Source organism: Embleya sp. NPDC055664, from assembly GCF_053618075.1.
Genome location: NZ_JBSHGZ010000026.1, coordinates 1 through 14,509, shown reverse-complemented (window position 1 = coordinate 14,509; position 14,509 = coordinate 1). Strand labels below are relative to the sequence as shown.

The 14,509-nt window shown below is 71.3% G+C and carries 10 protein-coding genes; 5 read left to right on the top strand and 5 right to left on the bottom strand.

Annotated elements, in window-relative coordinates; genetic code table 11:
• Window positions 1-4 precede the first annotated feature (4 nt).
• A complete protein-coding gene (locus ACWGR4_RS32500) occupies window positions 5-1,501 on the bottom strand; it encodes a gamma-aminobutyraldehyde dehydrogenase (RefSeq protein ID WP_452130621.1) in 1,497 nt (498 codons plus the stop codon).
• Window positions 1,502-1,865: 364 nt separating this feature from the next.
• Between ACWGR4_RS32500 and ACWGR4_RS32495 the strand changes: the two genes are divergently transcribed.
• Entirely contained in the window at window positions 1,866-3,479 is a 1,614-nt protein-coding gene (locus ACWGR4_RS32495) for a PucR family transcriptional regulator (RefSeq protein ID WP_452130608.1), read from the top strand.
• 7 nt (window positions 3,480-3,486) lie between these two features.
• On the opposite strand, the gene ACWGR4_RS32490 is transcribed toward ACWGR4_RS32495, so the two are convergent.
• Entirely contained in the window at window positions 3,487-5,379 is a 1,893-nt protein-coding gene (locus ACWGR4_RS32490; RefSeq protein ID WP_452130607.1) for a protein kinase domain-containing protein, read from the bottom strand.
• 215 nt (window positions 5,380-5,594) lie between these two features.
• Between ACWGR4_RS32490 and ACWGR4_RS32485 the strand changes: the two genes are divergently transcribed.
• On the top strand, window positions 5,595-6,728 hold the full coding sequence (locus ACWGR4_RS32485; protein ID WP_452130606.1) for a hypothetical protein: 1,134 nt from the start codon (window positions 5,595-5,597) through the stop codon (window positions 6,726-6,728).
• Between the two features lie 151 nt (window positions 6,729-6,879).
• Here the strand turns inward: ACWGR4_RS32485 and ACWGR4_RS32480 are convergent, their stop codons facing one another.
• Window positions 6,880-8,109 carry a geranylgeranyl reductase family protein gene (locus ACWGR4_RS32480; RefSeq protein WP_380003054.1) on the bottom strand — a complete coding sequence of 410 codons (1,230 nt, stop codon included), beginning with the start codon at window positions 8,107-8,109 and terminating at the stop codon, window positions 6,880-6,882.
• 118 nt (window positions 8,110-8,227) lie between these two features.
• Between ACWGR4_RS32480 and ACWGR4_RS32475 the strand changes: the two genes are divergently transcribed.
• Complete coding sequence (locus tag ACWGR4_RS32475) at window positions 8,228-9,427, top strand: cation:proton antiporter (protein WP_452130605.1); 1,200 nt, start codon at window positions 8,228-8,230, stop codon at window positions 9,425-9,427.
• A gap of 73 nt (window positions 9,428-9,500) precedes the next feature.
• On the opposite strand, the gene ACWGR4_RS32470 is transcribed toward ACWGR4_RS32475, so the two are convergent.
• Window positions 9,501-10,718 carry a polyamine ABC transporter substrate-binding protein gene (locus tag ACWGR4_RS32470; protein ID WP_452130604.1) on the bottom strand — a complete coding sequence of 406 codons (1,218 nt, stop codon included), beginning with the start codon at window positions 10,716-10,718 and terminating at the stop codon, window positions 9,501-9,503.
• Between the two features lie 192 nt (window positions 10,719-10,910).
• Entirely contained in the window at window positions 10,911-12,341 is a 1,431-nt protein-coding gene (locus ACWGR4_RS32465; RefSeq protein WP_452130603.1) for a gamma-aminobutyraldehyde dehydrogenase, read from the bottom strand.
• A gap of 204 nt (window positions 12,342-12,545) precedes the next feature.
• Here ACWGR4_RS32465 and ACWGR4_RS32460 point away from each other — a divergent pair, with 204 nt between their 5' ends.
• Both ACWGR4_RS32460 and ACWGR4_RS32455 read left to right on the top strand, forming a co-directional pair.
• Window positions 12,546-13,019 carry an Lrp/AsnC family transcriptional regulator gene (locus ACWGR4_RS32460; RefSeq protein WP_101897326.1) on the top strand — a complete coding sequence of 158 codons (474 nt, stop codon included), beginning with the start codon at window positions 12,546-12,548 and terminating at the stop codon, window positions 13,017-13,019.
• Window positions 13,016-14,401, top strand: a complete 1,386-nt coding sequence (locus ACWGR4_RS32455) for an aspartate aminotransferase family protein (protein ID WP_380003050.1) — start codon at window positions 13,016-13,018, stop codon at window positions 14,399-14,401. Before ACWGR4_RS32460 ends, ACWGR4_RS32455 begins: the two co-directional genes overlap by 4 nt.
• Window positions 14,402-14,509 lie beyond the last annotated feature (108 nt).

Sequence of the window (14,509 nt, the reverse complement as noted above, 5' to 3'; positions counted from 1 at the left end):
GTGTCTACCGAGCTCCGAAGATGGTCCGGTGCCAGTCCTTGCGGGCGATGCCCGTGCCGTCGTACATGACGTGCTTGACCTGGGTGTACTCGTCGAAGGAGTACTGCGACATGTCCTTGCCGAAGCCGGAGGCCTTGTAGCCGCCGTGCGGCATGTCGCTGATGATCGGGATGTGGTCGTTGACCCACACGCAGCCGGCCTGGATCTCCCGGGTGGCGCGCAGCGAGCGGAAGATGTCGCGGGTCCACGCGGAGGCGGCCAGGCCGTACGGGGTGTCGTTGGCGAGCCGGATGCCCTCGTCGTCGCTGTCGAACGGCAGCACCACCAGGACCGGGCCGAAGATCTCGTCCTGCACGATCTCGCTGTCCTGGGCGACCCCGGTGACCAGCGTCGGCCGGTAGAAGGCGCCCTTGGCCAGGTCGCCGCCGGGGATCTCGCCGCCGGTGACGATGGTGGCGCCGTAGCCGCGGGCCCGCTCGACGAAGCCGGCCACCGACTCCTGCTGGCGGCGCGAGACGAGCGGGCCGAGGTCGGTCGCGGGGTCCGTCGTGTCGCCCAGGCGCACCCCCTCGTACAGCTCCGCGACCCCGGCGACGAACGCGTCGAAGAGTGGGCGCTGGACGTAGGCGCGGGTGGCGGCGGTGCAGTCCTGGCCGGAGTTGATCAGGGACGCGGCGACCGCGCCGTTGATCGCGGCGTCGAGGTCGGCGTCGTCGAAGACCACGAACGGGGCCTTGCCGCCCAGTTCGAGGTGCAGCCGCTTGACCGTGCGCAGGGCCACCTCGCCGACCCGCTTGCCCACCCCGGTGGAGCCGGTGAAGGAGACCATCGACACGTCGGCGTGGCCCATCAGGTATTCGCCGACGGTCCGTCCCTTGCCGGTGACCACGTTGACCACGCCGTCGGGGATGCCCGCGTCGGTGCATGCCTGGGCGAACATCAGCGAGGTGAGCGGGGTGATCTCGGCCGGCTTGAGCACGATGGTGTTGCCCGCGGCGATCGCCGGGAGGATCTTCCAGGCGGCCATCTGCAGCGGGTAGTTCCACGGCGCGATCGAGCCGACCACGCCGATCGCCTCGCGGCGCACCATGGAGGTGGAGCCGGCCGCGTACTCCCCGGCCGCCTTGCCCTCCAGGTTGCGCGCGGCGCCCGCGAAGAACGCGGTGTTGTCGATCGTGCCCGGTACGTCGAACTCGGTGGTCAGTCGGATCGGCTTGCCCGCCTGCGCGCTCTCCACCCGGGCGAAGTCCTCGGCCCGCTCCTCGAGCAGCGCGGCCAACGTGTTCAGCGCGCCGGCCCGCTCTCCCGGGGTGGCGCCCGACCACTGCGGGAAGGCGCCCTTGGCGGCGGCGACGGCCGCGTCCACGTCCGAGGGGTCCGCGAGGGTCAGCGTCTCGACCGTGTCGCCGGTGGCGGGGTTCACGACGTCGAACGTCTCCCCGGACGAGCCCTGCCGCAGTTGTCCCCCGACGTACTGATGACCGTTGCCGAAGTCCTGCATAGGCATGGGAGCCCTCCAAGGGAATTTCGATGAGCCGACGGGGCGTCGCGGGTGGTGGTTATGCGCGTGAGCCGCGTCAGCGTAGGACGATGCCGTTTCGACACGGGGTGCCGCAACAGGCACATCGACAGGTAGGGGGCCATGGCCTTTACAGGTCGTGAATCGCCGGGGCGAACCCCGGGGCGAGAGGTCGAAGCCCCCGACGACCTGTCACCATGGAAGCACCGCCTGCCGAGCCGTTTACAGCTTGCTCACGGTTTGCTCGCGGTTTCCTTCTCTCAGGATCCCTCGGGTTCCCCTCGCCTTCCCCTCGGGAACCGACCGCCCCGCGGTCGGGTCGTAGTCAGCACGCGGAGGTTGTCGAATGTTCCCCACCGTTTCCGACGTACTGGCCCTCGATATCGTCCGGCGTGGCCGCCCGCAGGTGGTGGCGGGCGAGCGTGGCCTGGCCCGTCCGGTGCGCTGGGTGCACATCAGCGAATTGCCCGACGTGACGCGCCTGCTCAAGGGGGGCGAGTTGGTGATGGCCACCGGCATCGCGCTCCCGGAGGAGCGTGAGGGGTTGCAGCGCTACATCCGCGATCTGGCCGAGGTGGACGCCGCCGGGCTCGTGCTCGAACTGGGCCGGCGCTACACCGAACAACTGCCGCGCGCACTGGTCGCCGCGGCCGAGCAGGCCGGCCTGCCGGTGATCACGCTGCGCAACGAGACCCGGTTCATCGGCATCACCGAGGCCGTGCACGCGCTGATCATCGACGCCCAGTTGGCCGAGTTGCAGGCGTCCGAGGCGGTACACCAGGCGTTCAACGAGCTGGCCGTGGAGGGCGCCGAGCCCGCCGAGGTGGTCCGCCAGGCGTCCCGGATGGCCGGGCGGCCGGTGATCCTGGAGAACCTGGCGCACCAGGTGCTCGCCTACGACGCGGCGGGGATGGCGGCCGAGACGCTGCTGGAGAACTGGGAGGACCGCTCCCGGCAGCTGCGGCTGTCCACCCGCACCGCCTTCGACGAGCGCACCGGGTGGCTGGTGACCACGGTGGGCGCCCGGGGGCACGACTGGGGCCGGCTGGTACTGGTGGGCGACGGCGCCCCGCCGCCGGCGCAGCAGACCATGCTCCTGGAGCGGGCCGCCTCCACGCTGGCGCTGAACCGGCTGGTGGTGCGCGACCGGGAGAGCCTGGAGCGGCAGACCCACCGCACGCTGCTGTCCGGGATCCTGACCCACTCGTACACGGTGGCCGAGGTGACCCTGCGCGCCCGTGCCCTGGGCATCCCGCTGGAGGGCCGGCGTCTGGTCGGGGTGGTGCTGCGACTGCGGCGCAACAGCACCCCCGCCGCGCTGGAATCCCAGGCGCGGCTGCGCGACTTCACCGAGATCGCCGCCGCCGCGGTGCGCGAGCGCCGGTTGGCCGCGCTGGTCGGCGGGCTCGACGACGACAACGTCGGGCTGCTCGTCGCGCTCGCCTCGCAGGACACCGAGGACGGCGCGCTGGAGGGCTTCTCCGCCGCGATCCGCCGGCTCGCGCCGGACCTCGCGGACGACATCGTGGTCGCGGTGGGCTCCTCGGTGGGCGCGGCGCGCGACGCGCGGCGCTCGCTCCTGGAGGCGACCCAGGTCGCCGACGCCGCGCTGCACCAGGGCGGCAAGGCCGCGTTCTACCGGCTGCCCGACGTGCGGCTTCGCGGTCTGCTGCACCTACTGCGCGACGACGCGCGGCTGCAGACCTACGTCGAGCGTGAACTCGGGCCGCTGCTGGCCTACGACGCGCAGCAGGGCACCCAGTTGGTCCCGATGCTCCGGATCTATCTGGAGCACGGGCGCAACAAGTCCGCCGCAGCGGATGCCGCGCACCTGTCCCGGCCGTCCTTCTACGAGCGCCTGCACCGGATCGAGCGGGTGCTCGGCGTGGACCTGGACCAAGTGGAGAGTTGCCTGTCGTTGCACGTGGCGCTGCTCGGTCTGGAGGCGCTCCGGCGCTGACCGCGGCTCAGGCGGCCGGCCGGGTGCCGGCGAGGGTGAAGTCGTTCATCGCGAGCGCGTGCAGGATCGAGTCGCGCGGCCACAGCTGCTCGGTGCCGAACACGTCGACCTCGACGTAGATCCCGTCGATGATCACCGACGCCAACATCGCGTGCCGGGCAATACCGGACTCGGTCCAGGTGTATTCCCAGACCACGCCTTTCCGGCCGTGAATGGCACGCGACTCGAAGGTCACTTTCCGATAGTCGCGAAATACCCGGGCCGCGTTCTGTTCGTCGTCGCGCCACTGTTCCAGCAGGTCGCTGGTCTGCTGGAAGGCGGTCCGCCCGGTCAACACGGTCGGGCCGGCCGGGTCGGTGTAGATCACGCTCTGGTTCTGCTCCTTGCGGGTCCAGCCCTGCGGGACCTGCCAGGCGAAGGTGCTCTCGTCGACCCGGCGCACCGGGATCGGCGCGCCTCCCGGCGGCGCGGTGGGGTACGCGGCCAGGCCGGCGAGCGGATCGGCGGCCGGTCGCGAGCCGGACCCGGTGACCGTCGGCGGGTTCGGCCGGGACGACGCCCCGCCCGCGTCGCCGCCCCGGCCGCCGGCGCGGGCGAGCAGCACCGCCGCCACGATCGCGCCCGCGACGAGGAAGGTGACGATCGGGAGCAGGACCGCCAACAACCGACGACGCGAACGGCCTGGCCGCCGGCCGCGGGAGGGCAGCGGGAAGGTCGGCGGATCCCCGCCCCCCGGCAAACCGCCGGGTCGGCGTCCGGGCAGCGGCGCGGCGGGCACCCGGGGCAGCGGGTCGAACGATCCGGCGTCGTCCGGGGCGGGCCGCGCGGTGGGCAGCAGGTCGCGCAGCGGCGGTTGCCGGTGCGAGGAGGGCACCAGCGTCACGTCCGGGTCGGTCGTGTCGGGGTCGCCTCCGTGCGGGTCCGTCCGGTGCGGGTCCGTCGCGGACGAGTCGGTCGGGTGCGGGACGGTCACGGCCGGCTCCCCCGCCTCCACCGCCCCGGGCGCCGACGTCCACCCGAGCAGGGTGGGCCGGATCGGCCGGGTCGGATCGCCCGCGCGCCGGCGGCCCTCGGCGGCGACCACCGCGCTCAGCCGCGCCTCCACCTCGGCGCTGTTCGGGCGCAGCGTCGGATCGCGCCGGAACAGGTCGCGGACCAGTGGCTCCAGCGGCCCGATCTCCTCCGGCACCTCGGGCTCGGCGATCACGATCGCGTGCATCGTGGCCACCGGGGTGGCCCGTCGGAACGGCGAGGCGCCGGTGACCGCCGCGCACAGCGTGACGCCCAGCGACCACAGGTCCGAGGCCGGTCCCGGGTGTTCGCTCTCGATCCGCTCCGGCGCCATGAACTCGGGCGAGCCCAGGATCGCGCCGGTCCCGGTCAGTCCGCTCACGCCCTCCAGGGCGGCGATGCCGAAGTCGGTGAGCACCGCGTGCCCGTCCCGCTCGATCAGGACGTTGCCCGGCTTGACGTCGCGGTGGATCACCCCGTGTGCGTGTACGACGCCGAGCGCGCGCGCGATCTGTACCGCCATCGCCGCGGCGGCGTGCGGGGTGAGCGGCCCGTCCTCGGCGAGGATCGTATCCAGCGAGCGGGCGTCGAGCAGTTCCATGACGATCCACAACCGGTCGTCGTCCTCGACGTAGTCGTAGACCCGCACCACGTTGGGGTGGTTGATCCGGGCGGTCGCCTGGGCCTCGCGCAGACTTCGCTCGCGGAAGGACTGCGACGCGCTGCGCCCCCAGCCCGTGCTGATCACCTTCGCCGCCACGGGTCGGTCGAGCAGGCGGTCGCGGGCCCGCCACACGGTGCCCATTCCGCCGCTGCCGAGCACGCTCACCAGCTCGTAGCGGGCTCCGACCACGAAGCCCGTCCCACCGTCACCAGGCGCGCCCGACATCGGCTTTCCCCCAGGTTCGCCGCTTTTCAAGATCAGACTATTTCAGCTTTACCAGGGTTATCCCCCAAAAGCCGTCCTAAAGCTTAGGACGGACATGGTAGAACGAATCGTCACGCATAGCGGGAGGGGGATACCGCATGTTCCTACGGAGAAAACTTCGATCAGAAAATGTCAAGCGAGCCGCGTTGATCATTTCTGTTCCGATCGGAATAGGAATGATTCTGAACGCGGGCCTGGCCGTCGCGGATACCGACGCGAGCGGGTCGGTACCGCGAGGCGGCGGCGAGGGGCACACGCATACCCGACCCCCGACCGGCGAGAGCACCAGGCCGCCGGTCACCACCAAGCCGCCGGTGAGCACGAAGCCGGCCACGACGTCGCCACCGGGCACCCACCGGCCGACCACCGAGCCGCCCACCACCCGGCCGCCGAGCAGCACCGGGCCGCCGACCACGACACCACCGACCACCGGGCGGCCCAGCACCACGTCGTCGTCCACCCGGCCGTCGACCACGCCACCGCCGGCCACGCGGTTCGGGGTGGCGACCGCCCTCCAGATCACCTTCGACGCCCGGGGTCGGGGCACGATCTGGTTCACCGTCACCAACGACACCGACAAGGCCCAGCCCGCCCGGGACGTGTACGCCTACAGCACGGGGCAGTTGCGAATCACCTCGGTGGGCGGCTGCTCCGCCGCACCCGCGCTGCGGGATCCGGGCCCGGCGTGGGTGACCACGTTCAAGTGCTCACCGGGCTCGCTCCGGCCGCACGAGACCAAGCGCTGGACGGCGTCGGTGGAATACCCGCCCGCCGTGGCCGGGTCGCCGCGCGCGGCCCGCGCGGAGGTACGGCTCCCGCTCGCGCCGGAGACCGACATCTCCACGTTCTGCGCCCTGGTGGTACCCGAGGGCGCCACGGACACCTCGGTGATCCTGGGTCGGGCCGGACCGCTGACCCTGGTCGGCCGGGCCGACAACAACGACCCGTCGTTCATCGGCTACACCGTCGACACACCCCTGCCGAGCTTCCCGGGCGGGACCTCCGACGGAGGCACGTCGGGCGGCGGGACATCCGGTGGCGGCACGAGCGGCGGCGGATCCACCGGCGGCGGGAGCACCGGCGCCGGCAGCACGGGTGGTGGAAGCACCGGCGGGGCCACGGGCGGCACCTCCACCGGTGGCGCCGACCAAACGCCGCCGAGCACCCTGCCCAAGACCGGACCCGACGACGACACCCTGTCGCTCGCGGGCGGCGCGGTCGGCCTGCTCCTCGTCGGCAACGCGCTGTTCCAGGGCGCGCGGCTGCGCCGGATCCACTCCGCCGAGGACGAGGAGCCGGAGCAGGACTGACCCGAAGCCCGACCCGGCCCACGGCGACACCGCAGCACTCCAGCACCCGGGCCGGCGGCACACCCCACGAACACGGTCCCGGGCCCGCGCACCGCGGACCCGGGGCCGTGCCCGGTCCCACCCCGCCGATCGACGACCGGCGGACCTTCGATCAGTGGCCGGTCAGCGCCAACACCCGCCGGGCGGCGGGCCGTTCGAGCAGGTCGGCGAACGTGGTGCGCCCCTGGACCACCTTGCGGAACACCCGCCAGCCCTGCGGCAGCGTGGTCACCGCGTGGTGCAACATCGCCGGGTGCCGCTCGAAGACGTCGAGCAGGATGCGCCCGGCGCGCATCTCGCGCCCGAGCACCGCGTCCACGTCGGCGTGGTAGTCCGCGCCGATCTTGTCCACCTCGGCGACGGTGTCGACCCCGGCCACCTGCGCGGCCCGCTCCCCCGCCAACCGGCCCGAGCGCAGCGCGTACGAGATGCCCTCGCGCGTCCACGGTTCGAGCAGCCCGGCCGCGTCCCCGGCGACCAGCACCCGGCCGCGCGACAGCGGCGCGCTCTCCTTGCGGCACCGGGTCAGATGGCCCGACTCCACCGCCGGCCGGAACCCGGCCAGACCCAGCCGGCCGATGAAGTCGCGCAGGTAGGCACGGGTGGCCTCACCCTCGCCGCGCGCGCAGATCACCCCGACGGTCAACGTGTCGCCCTTGGGGAACACCCACCCGTACGAGCCCGGCAGCGGGCCCCAGTCGAGCAGGATCCGCCCCCGCCAGTGCGCGGCGACCTCCGGCGGCACCGGGATCTCCGCCTCCAGGCCCAGATCGACCTGCTCGAAGGTGACCCCGACGTAGGCCGAGCTGCGCCCCGCGCTGCCGTCCGCGCCGACCACCGCGTTCGCGCGCACCGTCTCGCCGCCCGCGAGGGTCAACTCCACCAGGCCGTCGTGCTCGACGATCCGGGAGACCGCCGTGCCCTCGCGCAGCACCGCGCCCGCGGCCACCGCCGCCCGGGTCAGGGCTTCGTCGAAGCGGGCCCGGTCGACCAGTCCGATCAGCGTGGTCCGGGCCGAGCGGACCCGGCGGCGGCGTCCGCGCAGGGTGAACTCGACCTCGCGCACCAGGTCTTCCACCGGCGGCTCGAAGCCCGGCGGGAGGGCGTTCTTGGACGGGCCGATGATGCCGCCGCCACACGTCTTGTAGCGCGGGAGTTCGGCCCGGTCGAGGACCAGCACGCGGCGTCCGGCGCGCGCCGCGGCCAGCGCCGCCGACGCGCCGGCGGGGCCCGCGCCGATCACCACGACGTCCCAACCCGAGGGCTCACCGGGATCGTCGGCGGGGTCGGCGGGCGTTGCGACGGCGGGCACGGCGGTGGCCTCTGAGGAGCTGCTAGTCATGGAAATCGACCCTAGTGCCCCGACGCCGTGCCTCCGTCCGGGCGGCTCCCGCCCGCACGTGCGACCCCCGCCCGCGCGTCTGCCCGAATCGCCGGCGAATGCGCCTTATGCTCCGCCGGTGCCCCACGACAGCGCGCCGTTCCTGATCGTCCTGGCCCTGGCCTTCGTCGCGCCGCCGGCGGCCGATCTGCTCGGGCGACGGATCCCGGTACCCACCGTCGTGCTCGAACTCCTGCTCGGCGTACTGGCCGGACCGTCCGTCCTGGACTGGGTACACGAAACGACCGTGCTCTCCTTCACCGCCAACTTCGGGCTGGCCTTCCTGATGTTCCTGGCCGGCTTCGAGATCGACCCGTCCCGGCTCAACGGGCGGCCGTTGCGCCTGGCCACGCTGGGCTGGCTGGTGTCCCTGGTGCTCGGCCTGGTGGTCGGGCTGCTCCTGGTGTGGTCCGGTTCGACCATGTCGCGCCTGGTGGTCGGCCTGGCCCTGACCACCACCGCGCTCGGCACGCTGTTGCCGATCCTGCGCGACGCGGGGGCGCTGCCCACCCGGTTCGGCGCGCAGGTGATGGCGATCGGCACCCTCGGCGAGTTCGGTCCGATCGTCGCCGTCTCGCTGCTGCTGAGCGGGCGCAACGCGGACGCCTCGGCGGTCGCGCTGGCCTGCTTCGCCGCGGTGACGCTGGTGGTGCTGGCGTTCGCGCGCCGGCCGCTGCCCTCGGCGCTGGACCGGGTGGTCCGGGCCACCCTGCACTCCAGCGGCCAACTCGCCATCCGACTGGCCGTGTTGGTCCTGGCCGCGCTGGTCTGGGCGGCGGACGAACTCGGCCTCGACGCGCTGCTCGGCGCGTTCGCGGCCGGCCTGATCATCCGGCTGCTGCTGTCCGACATGCCGGCGGAGTTCCGCGAGACGGTGGCGGCCAAGCTGGACGCGATCGGATTCGGGATATTCATCCCGGTGTTCTTCGTGATCAGCGGCGTGCGCTTCGACGGCCGGGCGCTGTTCGCGGACCTGGGCACGGTGGCCCTGCTCCCGCTGTTCCTCGCGCTGTTCCTGCTGGTCCGCGGCGTGCCGACCTACCTGGTGGAGCGCGGTTCCCCGGTCGCGGTACGCCTGGGCCTGGCCCTGTTCGCCTCGGCCGGCCTGCCGCTGATCGTGGTGATCACCGGGATCGGCGTGGAGGAGGGCGAGTTGCGGGCGGGCACCGCGGCCGCGATGGTCGGCGCCGGCATGGTCTCGGTGCTGGTGTTCCCGCTGCTCGGTCTGCGCGCCTACCGCAGGGCCCGGACCGCCGACCCGGCCATGGCGGAGCGCTGAGCGCGGCACCGCGAACCGAGGCCCGCGGACCGCCCGACAGGCACCGACCGCCCGCGCGGCCCCGGCCGCCGGCTCACAGGCCGATGATCTTCCCCCACGCCTTCTCCCAGCGCCGTTCCTCGTCCTCGGTGGTCTCCCGCATCCCGTGCAGCTTCGCGGTCATCTCCGCGTCCGGGAAGATCAGCGGGTTGGTCGCCGACGCGCGCATCTCCTGGTCCGGCGACTCGGCCAGCACCTGCTGCGCGGCCGGCACCGGACACACGTACGCCACGTAGTGCGCCAGCTCCGCGGCGATCTCGGGGTCGTAGTAGAAGTCCATCAGCTTCTCGGCGTTGGTCTTGTGCGCGGCCTTGTTCGGCACCATCAGGTTCTCCGACCACAGCTCGGCACCCTCCTCGGGCACCACGAACTCGATGTCGGGGTTGTCCAGCTTGAGCTGACCCACGTCGCCGGAATACGCCTGGCAGGCCAGGATGTCGCCACTGGCCAGGCCCGAGGTGTAGTCGTTGCCGGTGAAGCTGCGGATGTGGTCCTTGTCCACCAGCTTCTGCATCCGCTCCATCACCTTGTCCACGTCCGCGTCGGTGAAGGTACGGATGTCCGAGCCCTCGCCGAGCATCAGCAGCGCGACCGCCTCCATGAAGCCGGCGAACACGGTGACCCGGCCCTTGAGTTCGGGCCGCCACAGGTCGTTCACCGACCGGATCTCGCGGTCCACCAGCTTCTTGTTGTACGCGATGCCGGTCATCCCGCTCTGCCACGGCACGGTGTATTCGCGCCCCGGGTCGTAGCCGGGGCTGCGCAACGATTCGGCGAGGTTGGCGCCCACGCGCGGCAGGTTGGCCTTGTTCAGCTTCTGCACCCAGCCGAGCCGGACGAAGCGGGTGCACATCCAGTCGGAGATGACGATGGCGTCGCGCCCCGGCTCCTTGCCCGCCTGGATGGCCGGGTGGATCTTGCCGAAGAACTCGTCGTTGTCGTTGATCTCCTCCGAGTACCGGACCTTGATCCCGGTCCTGTCGATGAACGCGTCGAGCGTGGGGTGGCGCTGTTCGTCCTCGTCGTCGACGTCGATGTACAGCGCCCAGTTGGAGAAGCGGACCACCTTCTCGCGCTCCGACCGGTCCGTTCCGCCGCGCTTGGACTCCTCGACATACGCCGAGGGCACACCGCACGCGGCCAGCGCGCCCACAGCCGCGGCCGCGCCGGTGCCGCGCAGGAACATCCGCCGGTCCACCCGGTGTCCGGCGATCCGCGGCGGGGACTGGGCGCGCGTGCGGGCGCGGATCATCGGCGACTCCTTGGCGGTACGGAACGGGGCCTGCTCCCTGGGCGCGGGGACGCGCCGGGCGTACGGACGGCCCACCGCATCGTGGCCGGGTCCCGCCCCGGACGGCAACACGCACCCTGTCAACCCTCGCGAAGCGGAGTTGACAGGGTGCGTGCGGGTGGCGCCGGGGTGCCGCTCGCGCGGCGGGGCGGATCAGGCGTCGTAGTTGGTCATCACGTGCTTGATCCGGGTGTAGTCCTCGAAGCCGTAGCCGGAGAGGTCCTTGCCGTAGCCGGAGTGCTTGAAGCCGCCGTGCGGCATCTCGGCGACCAGCGGGATGTGCGTGTTGATCCACACGCAGCCGAAGTCGAGCCGCTTGGCCATCCGCATCGCCCGGCCGTGGTCCTTGGTCCACACCGAGGAGGCGAGCGCGTACTGCACGCCGTTGGCGTTGGCCAACGCCTCGGCCTCGTCCTCGAACGCCTGGACGGTGATCACCGGGCCGAAGACCTCGTTCTGGATGATCTCGTCGTCCTGCTTCAGTCCGGAGACCACGGTCGGCGCGTAGAAGAAGCCCTTGTCGCCGACCCGGTGCCCGCCGGCCTCGACCTTGGCGTGTCCGGGCAGGCGGTCGATGAAGCCGGAGACCTGGGTGAGCTGGTTGACGTTGTTGACCGGGCCGTAGTCGGCGTCGTCCTGCGGGCCGGTGGAGGTGGCCTTCGCGGCGGCGGCCAGCGCGGCGACGAACTCCTCGCGGATCGAGGAGTGCACGAGCACCCGGGTGGCGGCGGTGCAGTCCTGGCCCGCGTTGAAGAAACCGGCCCCCGCGATGCCCTCGGCCGCGGCGGCGATGTCGGCGTCCTCGAAGACCACGACCGGCGCCTTGCCGCCGAGTTCGAGGTGCACCCGCTTGAGGTCCTTGGACGCGCTCTCCGCGACCGACATGCCGGCCCGTACCGAACCGGTGATCGAGGCCATCGCCGGGGTCTTGTGCTCGACCATCAGCCGACCGGTGTCGCGGTCGCCGCAGATCACGTTGAACACGCCGGCCGGCAGGATCTCGCCGATGATCTCGGCGAGCAGCACGGTGGACGCCGGAGTGGTGTCGGACGGCTTGAGCACCACGGTGTTGCCCGCGGCGAGGGCCGGCGCGAACTTCCACACCGCCATCATCATCGGGTAGTTCCACGGCGCCACCTGGGCGCAGACCCCGACCGGCTCCCGCCGCACCATGGAGGTGTGCCCCGCCATGTACTCGCCGGCCGACTTGCCCTCCAGCATGCGCGCGGCACCCGCGAAGAAGCGGATCTGGTCCACCATCGGCGGGATCTCCTCGGACGCGGTCAGCGCCCGGGGCTTGCCGGTGTTGCGACACTCGGCGTCGATCAACTCGTCGGCGCGCTTCTCGACCGCGTCGGCGATCTTGAGCAGAGCGAGCTGGCGCTCCGCGGGCGTGGTCTCGCTCCAGCTCTCGAACGCCGTGGCCGCCGCGCGCATCGCCGCGTCGACGTCCCGCTCGCGAGAGAGCGGGGACGTCGCGTAGACCTCGCCGGTGGCGGGATCGACGATGTCGAGCGTGCCGCCGTCCGCGGCGTCGGTGAACGTGCCGTCGATGTAGTTGCGCAGAGTACGCAGGTCGCTCATGTCCCAAGTCTCCTTCGAAAACGGGGCGGCGCCGGCAGGACGGCGAGGGGGTCGATTCCCGACCTGGGCCGCGATCCCAGCCTAACCGGATTGCTGTCGGTATCCGCATCCCCATCACGCACCAACAACTGAATCAGTTGTCTGACTGAGCAATGTCAACGGATTCCCTTGCGAAAGGCCCATCTGATGAGGCAGAGTGACCACATGGCCGGTCGAGACAGAAACCCGAGCGCGCCGGCCGACGCCGTGTCGAAGGCGATCATCGAGCAGCTCCAGGAGGACGGACGCCGCTCGTACGCCGCAATCGGCAAGGCCGTCGGTCTCTCGGAGGCCGCCGTGCGCCAGCGCGTACAGCGCCTGCTCGACCAGGGCGTGATGCAGATCGTCGCGGTGACCGATCCGCTGACCGTCGGCTTCCATCGCCAGGCCATGGTCGGGGTTCGGGTCGAAGGCGACATCGAACCCGTTGCGGACATACTGGCCACGATGAAGGAAGTGGACTACGTCGTCATCACGGCGGGTTCGTTCGACCTCATCGTGGAACTCGTATGCGAGAACGACGACCACCTGCTCGACATCATCAACAAGAGGATCCGAGCGATTCCGGGCGTACGGAGCACCGAGAGCTTCGTCTACCTGAAGCTCCGGAAGCAGACCTACCAGTGGGGTACTCGATGACACAGCAGTACGACAACGCGGCCCTCTCCAAGAGCGCCTACGACCACCTGTGGATGCACTTCACCCGCATGTCGTCGTACGAGAACGCTCCCGTGCCGACCATCGTGCGCGGTGAAGGCAGCTACATCTGGGACACCAACGGTCGCAAGTACATCGACGGCCTCGCCGGCCTGTTCGTGGTACAGGCCGGACACGGCCGCACCGAGCTGGCCGAGGTCGCCCGCAAGCAGGCCGAGCAGCTGGCCTTCTTCCCGGTGTGGAGCTACGCCCACCCCAAGGCCATCGAGCTGGCCGAGCGCCTGGCGAACTACGCCCCGGGCGACCTGAACAAGGTCTTCTTCACCACCGGTGGCGGCGAGGCCGTCGAGTCCGCGTGGAAGCTGGCCAAGCACTACTTCAAGCTGACCGGCAAGCCGACCAAGCACAAGGTCATCTCGCGGGCCATCGCCTACCACGGCACCCCGCAGGGCGCGCTGTCGATCACCGGCCTGCCGGACTACAAGGCGCCGTACGAGCCGCTGGTGCCGAGCACCTTCCGGGTGCCCAACACCAACCAGTACCGCAAGCCGGAGTTCCTCGCCGACAACTCCCCCGAGGCGTTCGGCCGCTGGGCCGCCGACCAGATCGAGGTGGCGATCCTCAACGAGGGCCCCGACACCGTCGCCGCGGTCTTCCTGGAGCCGGTGCAAAACGCCGGTGGCTGCTTCCCGCCGCCGCCCGGCTACTTCCAGCGTGTGCGCGAGATCTGCGACCAGTACGACGTGCTGCTCGTCTCGGACGAGGTCATCTGCGCGTTCGGTCGGCTCGGCACCATGTTCGCGTGCGACAAGTTCGACTACGTGCCGGACATCATCACCTGCGCCAAGGGCATGACCTCGGGCTACTCCCCGATCGGCGCGATGATCGTCTCGGACCGCATCGCCGAGCCGTTCTACAACGGCAGCGACAACGTCTTCATGCACGGCTACACCTTCGGCGGGCACCCGGTGTCCTCCGCCGTGGCGCTGGCCAACCTCGACATCTTCGAGCGCGAGGGCCTGAACCAGCACGTGCTGGACAACGAAGCCAAGTTCCTGGCCACCCTGCAAAAGCTCCAGGACCTGCCGATCGTCGGCGACGTGCGCGGCAACGGGTACTTCTACGGCATCGAGATGGTCAAGGACAAGGGCACCAAGGAGACGTTCAACGAGGACGAGGCCGAGCGCCTGCTCCGCGGCTTCCTGTCCACCGCGCTCTACGACAACGGCCTGTACTGCCGCGCCGACGACCGCGGCGACCCGGTCATCCAGCTCTCCCCGCCGCTGGTCGCGGACCAGGGTGTGTTCGACGAGATCGAGCAGATCCTGCGCGGAGTGCTGACCGAGGCCTGGACCAAGCTGTAACACACGCCGTCGACTCGACGCCCGACTCGACGGTGGGCACCGGCATTTCGACGAACCCTCAGTGAGGCTGCCGCCGTCGCGCACACACCCGTGCGCCCCCGCGGCCGC

Bases quoted from the DNA above. Each gene is read 5' to 3' on its own strand.
- ACWGR4_RS32485 (WP_452130606.1), top strand. From the start codon at position 5,595: ATGATTCTGAACGCGGGCCTGGCCGTCGCGGATACCGACGCGAGCGGG.
- ACWGR4_RS32500 (WP_452130621.1), bottom strand. From the start codon at position 1,501: ATGCAGGACTTCGGCAACGGTCATCAGTACGTCGGGGGACAACTGCGG.
- ACWGR4_RS32460 (WP_101897326.1), top strand. From the start codon at position 12,546: ATGGCCGGTCGAGACAGAAACCCGAGCGCGCCGGCCGACGCCGTGTCG.
- ACWGR4_RS32465 (WP_452130603.1), bottom strand. From the start codon at position 12,341: ATGAGCGACCTGCGTACTCTGCGCAACTACATCGACGGCACGTTCACC.
- ACWGR4_RS32480 (WP_380003054.1), bottom strand. From the start codon at position 8,109: ATGACTAGCAGCTCCTCAGAGGCCACCGCCGTGCCCGCCGTCGCAACG.
- ACWGR4_RS32455 (WP_380003050.1), top strand. From the start codon at position 13,016: ATGACACAGCAGTACGACAACGCGGCCCTCTCCAAGAGCGCCTACGAC.
- ACWGR4_RS32495 (WP_452130608.1), top strand. From the start codon at position 1,866: ATGTTCCCCACCGTTTCCGACGTACTGGCCCTCGATATCGTCCGGCGT.
- ACWGR4_RS32490 (WP_452130607.1), bottom strand. From the start codon at position 5,379: ATGTCGGGCGCGCCTGGTGACGGTGGGACGGGCTTCGTGGTCGGAGCC.
- ACWGR4_RS32470 (WP_452130604.1), bottom strand. From the start codon at position 10,718: ATGATCCGCGCCCGCACGCGCGCCCAGTCCCCGCCGCGGATCGCCGGA.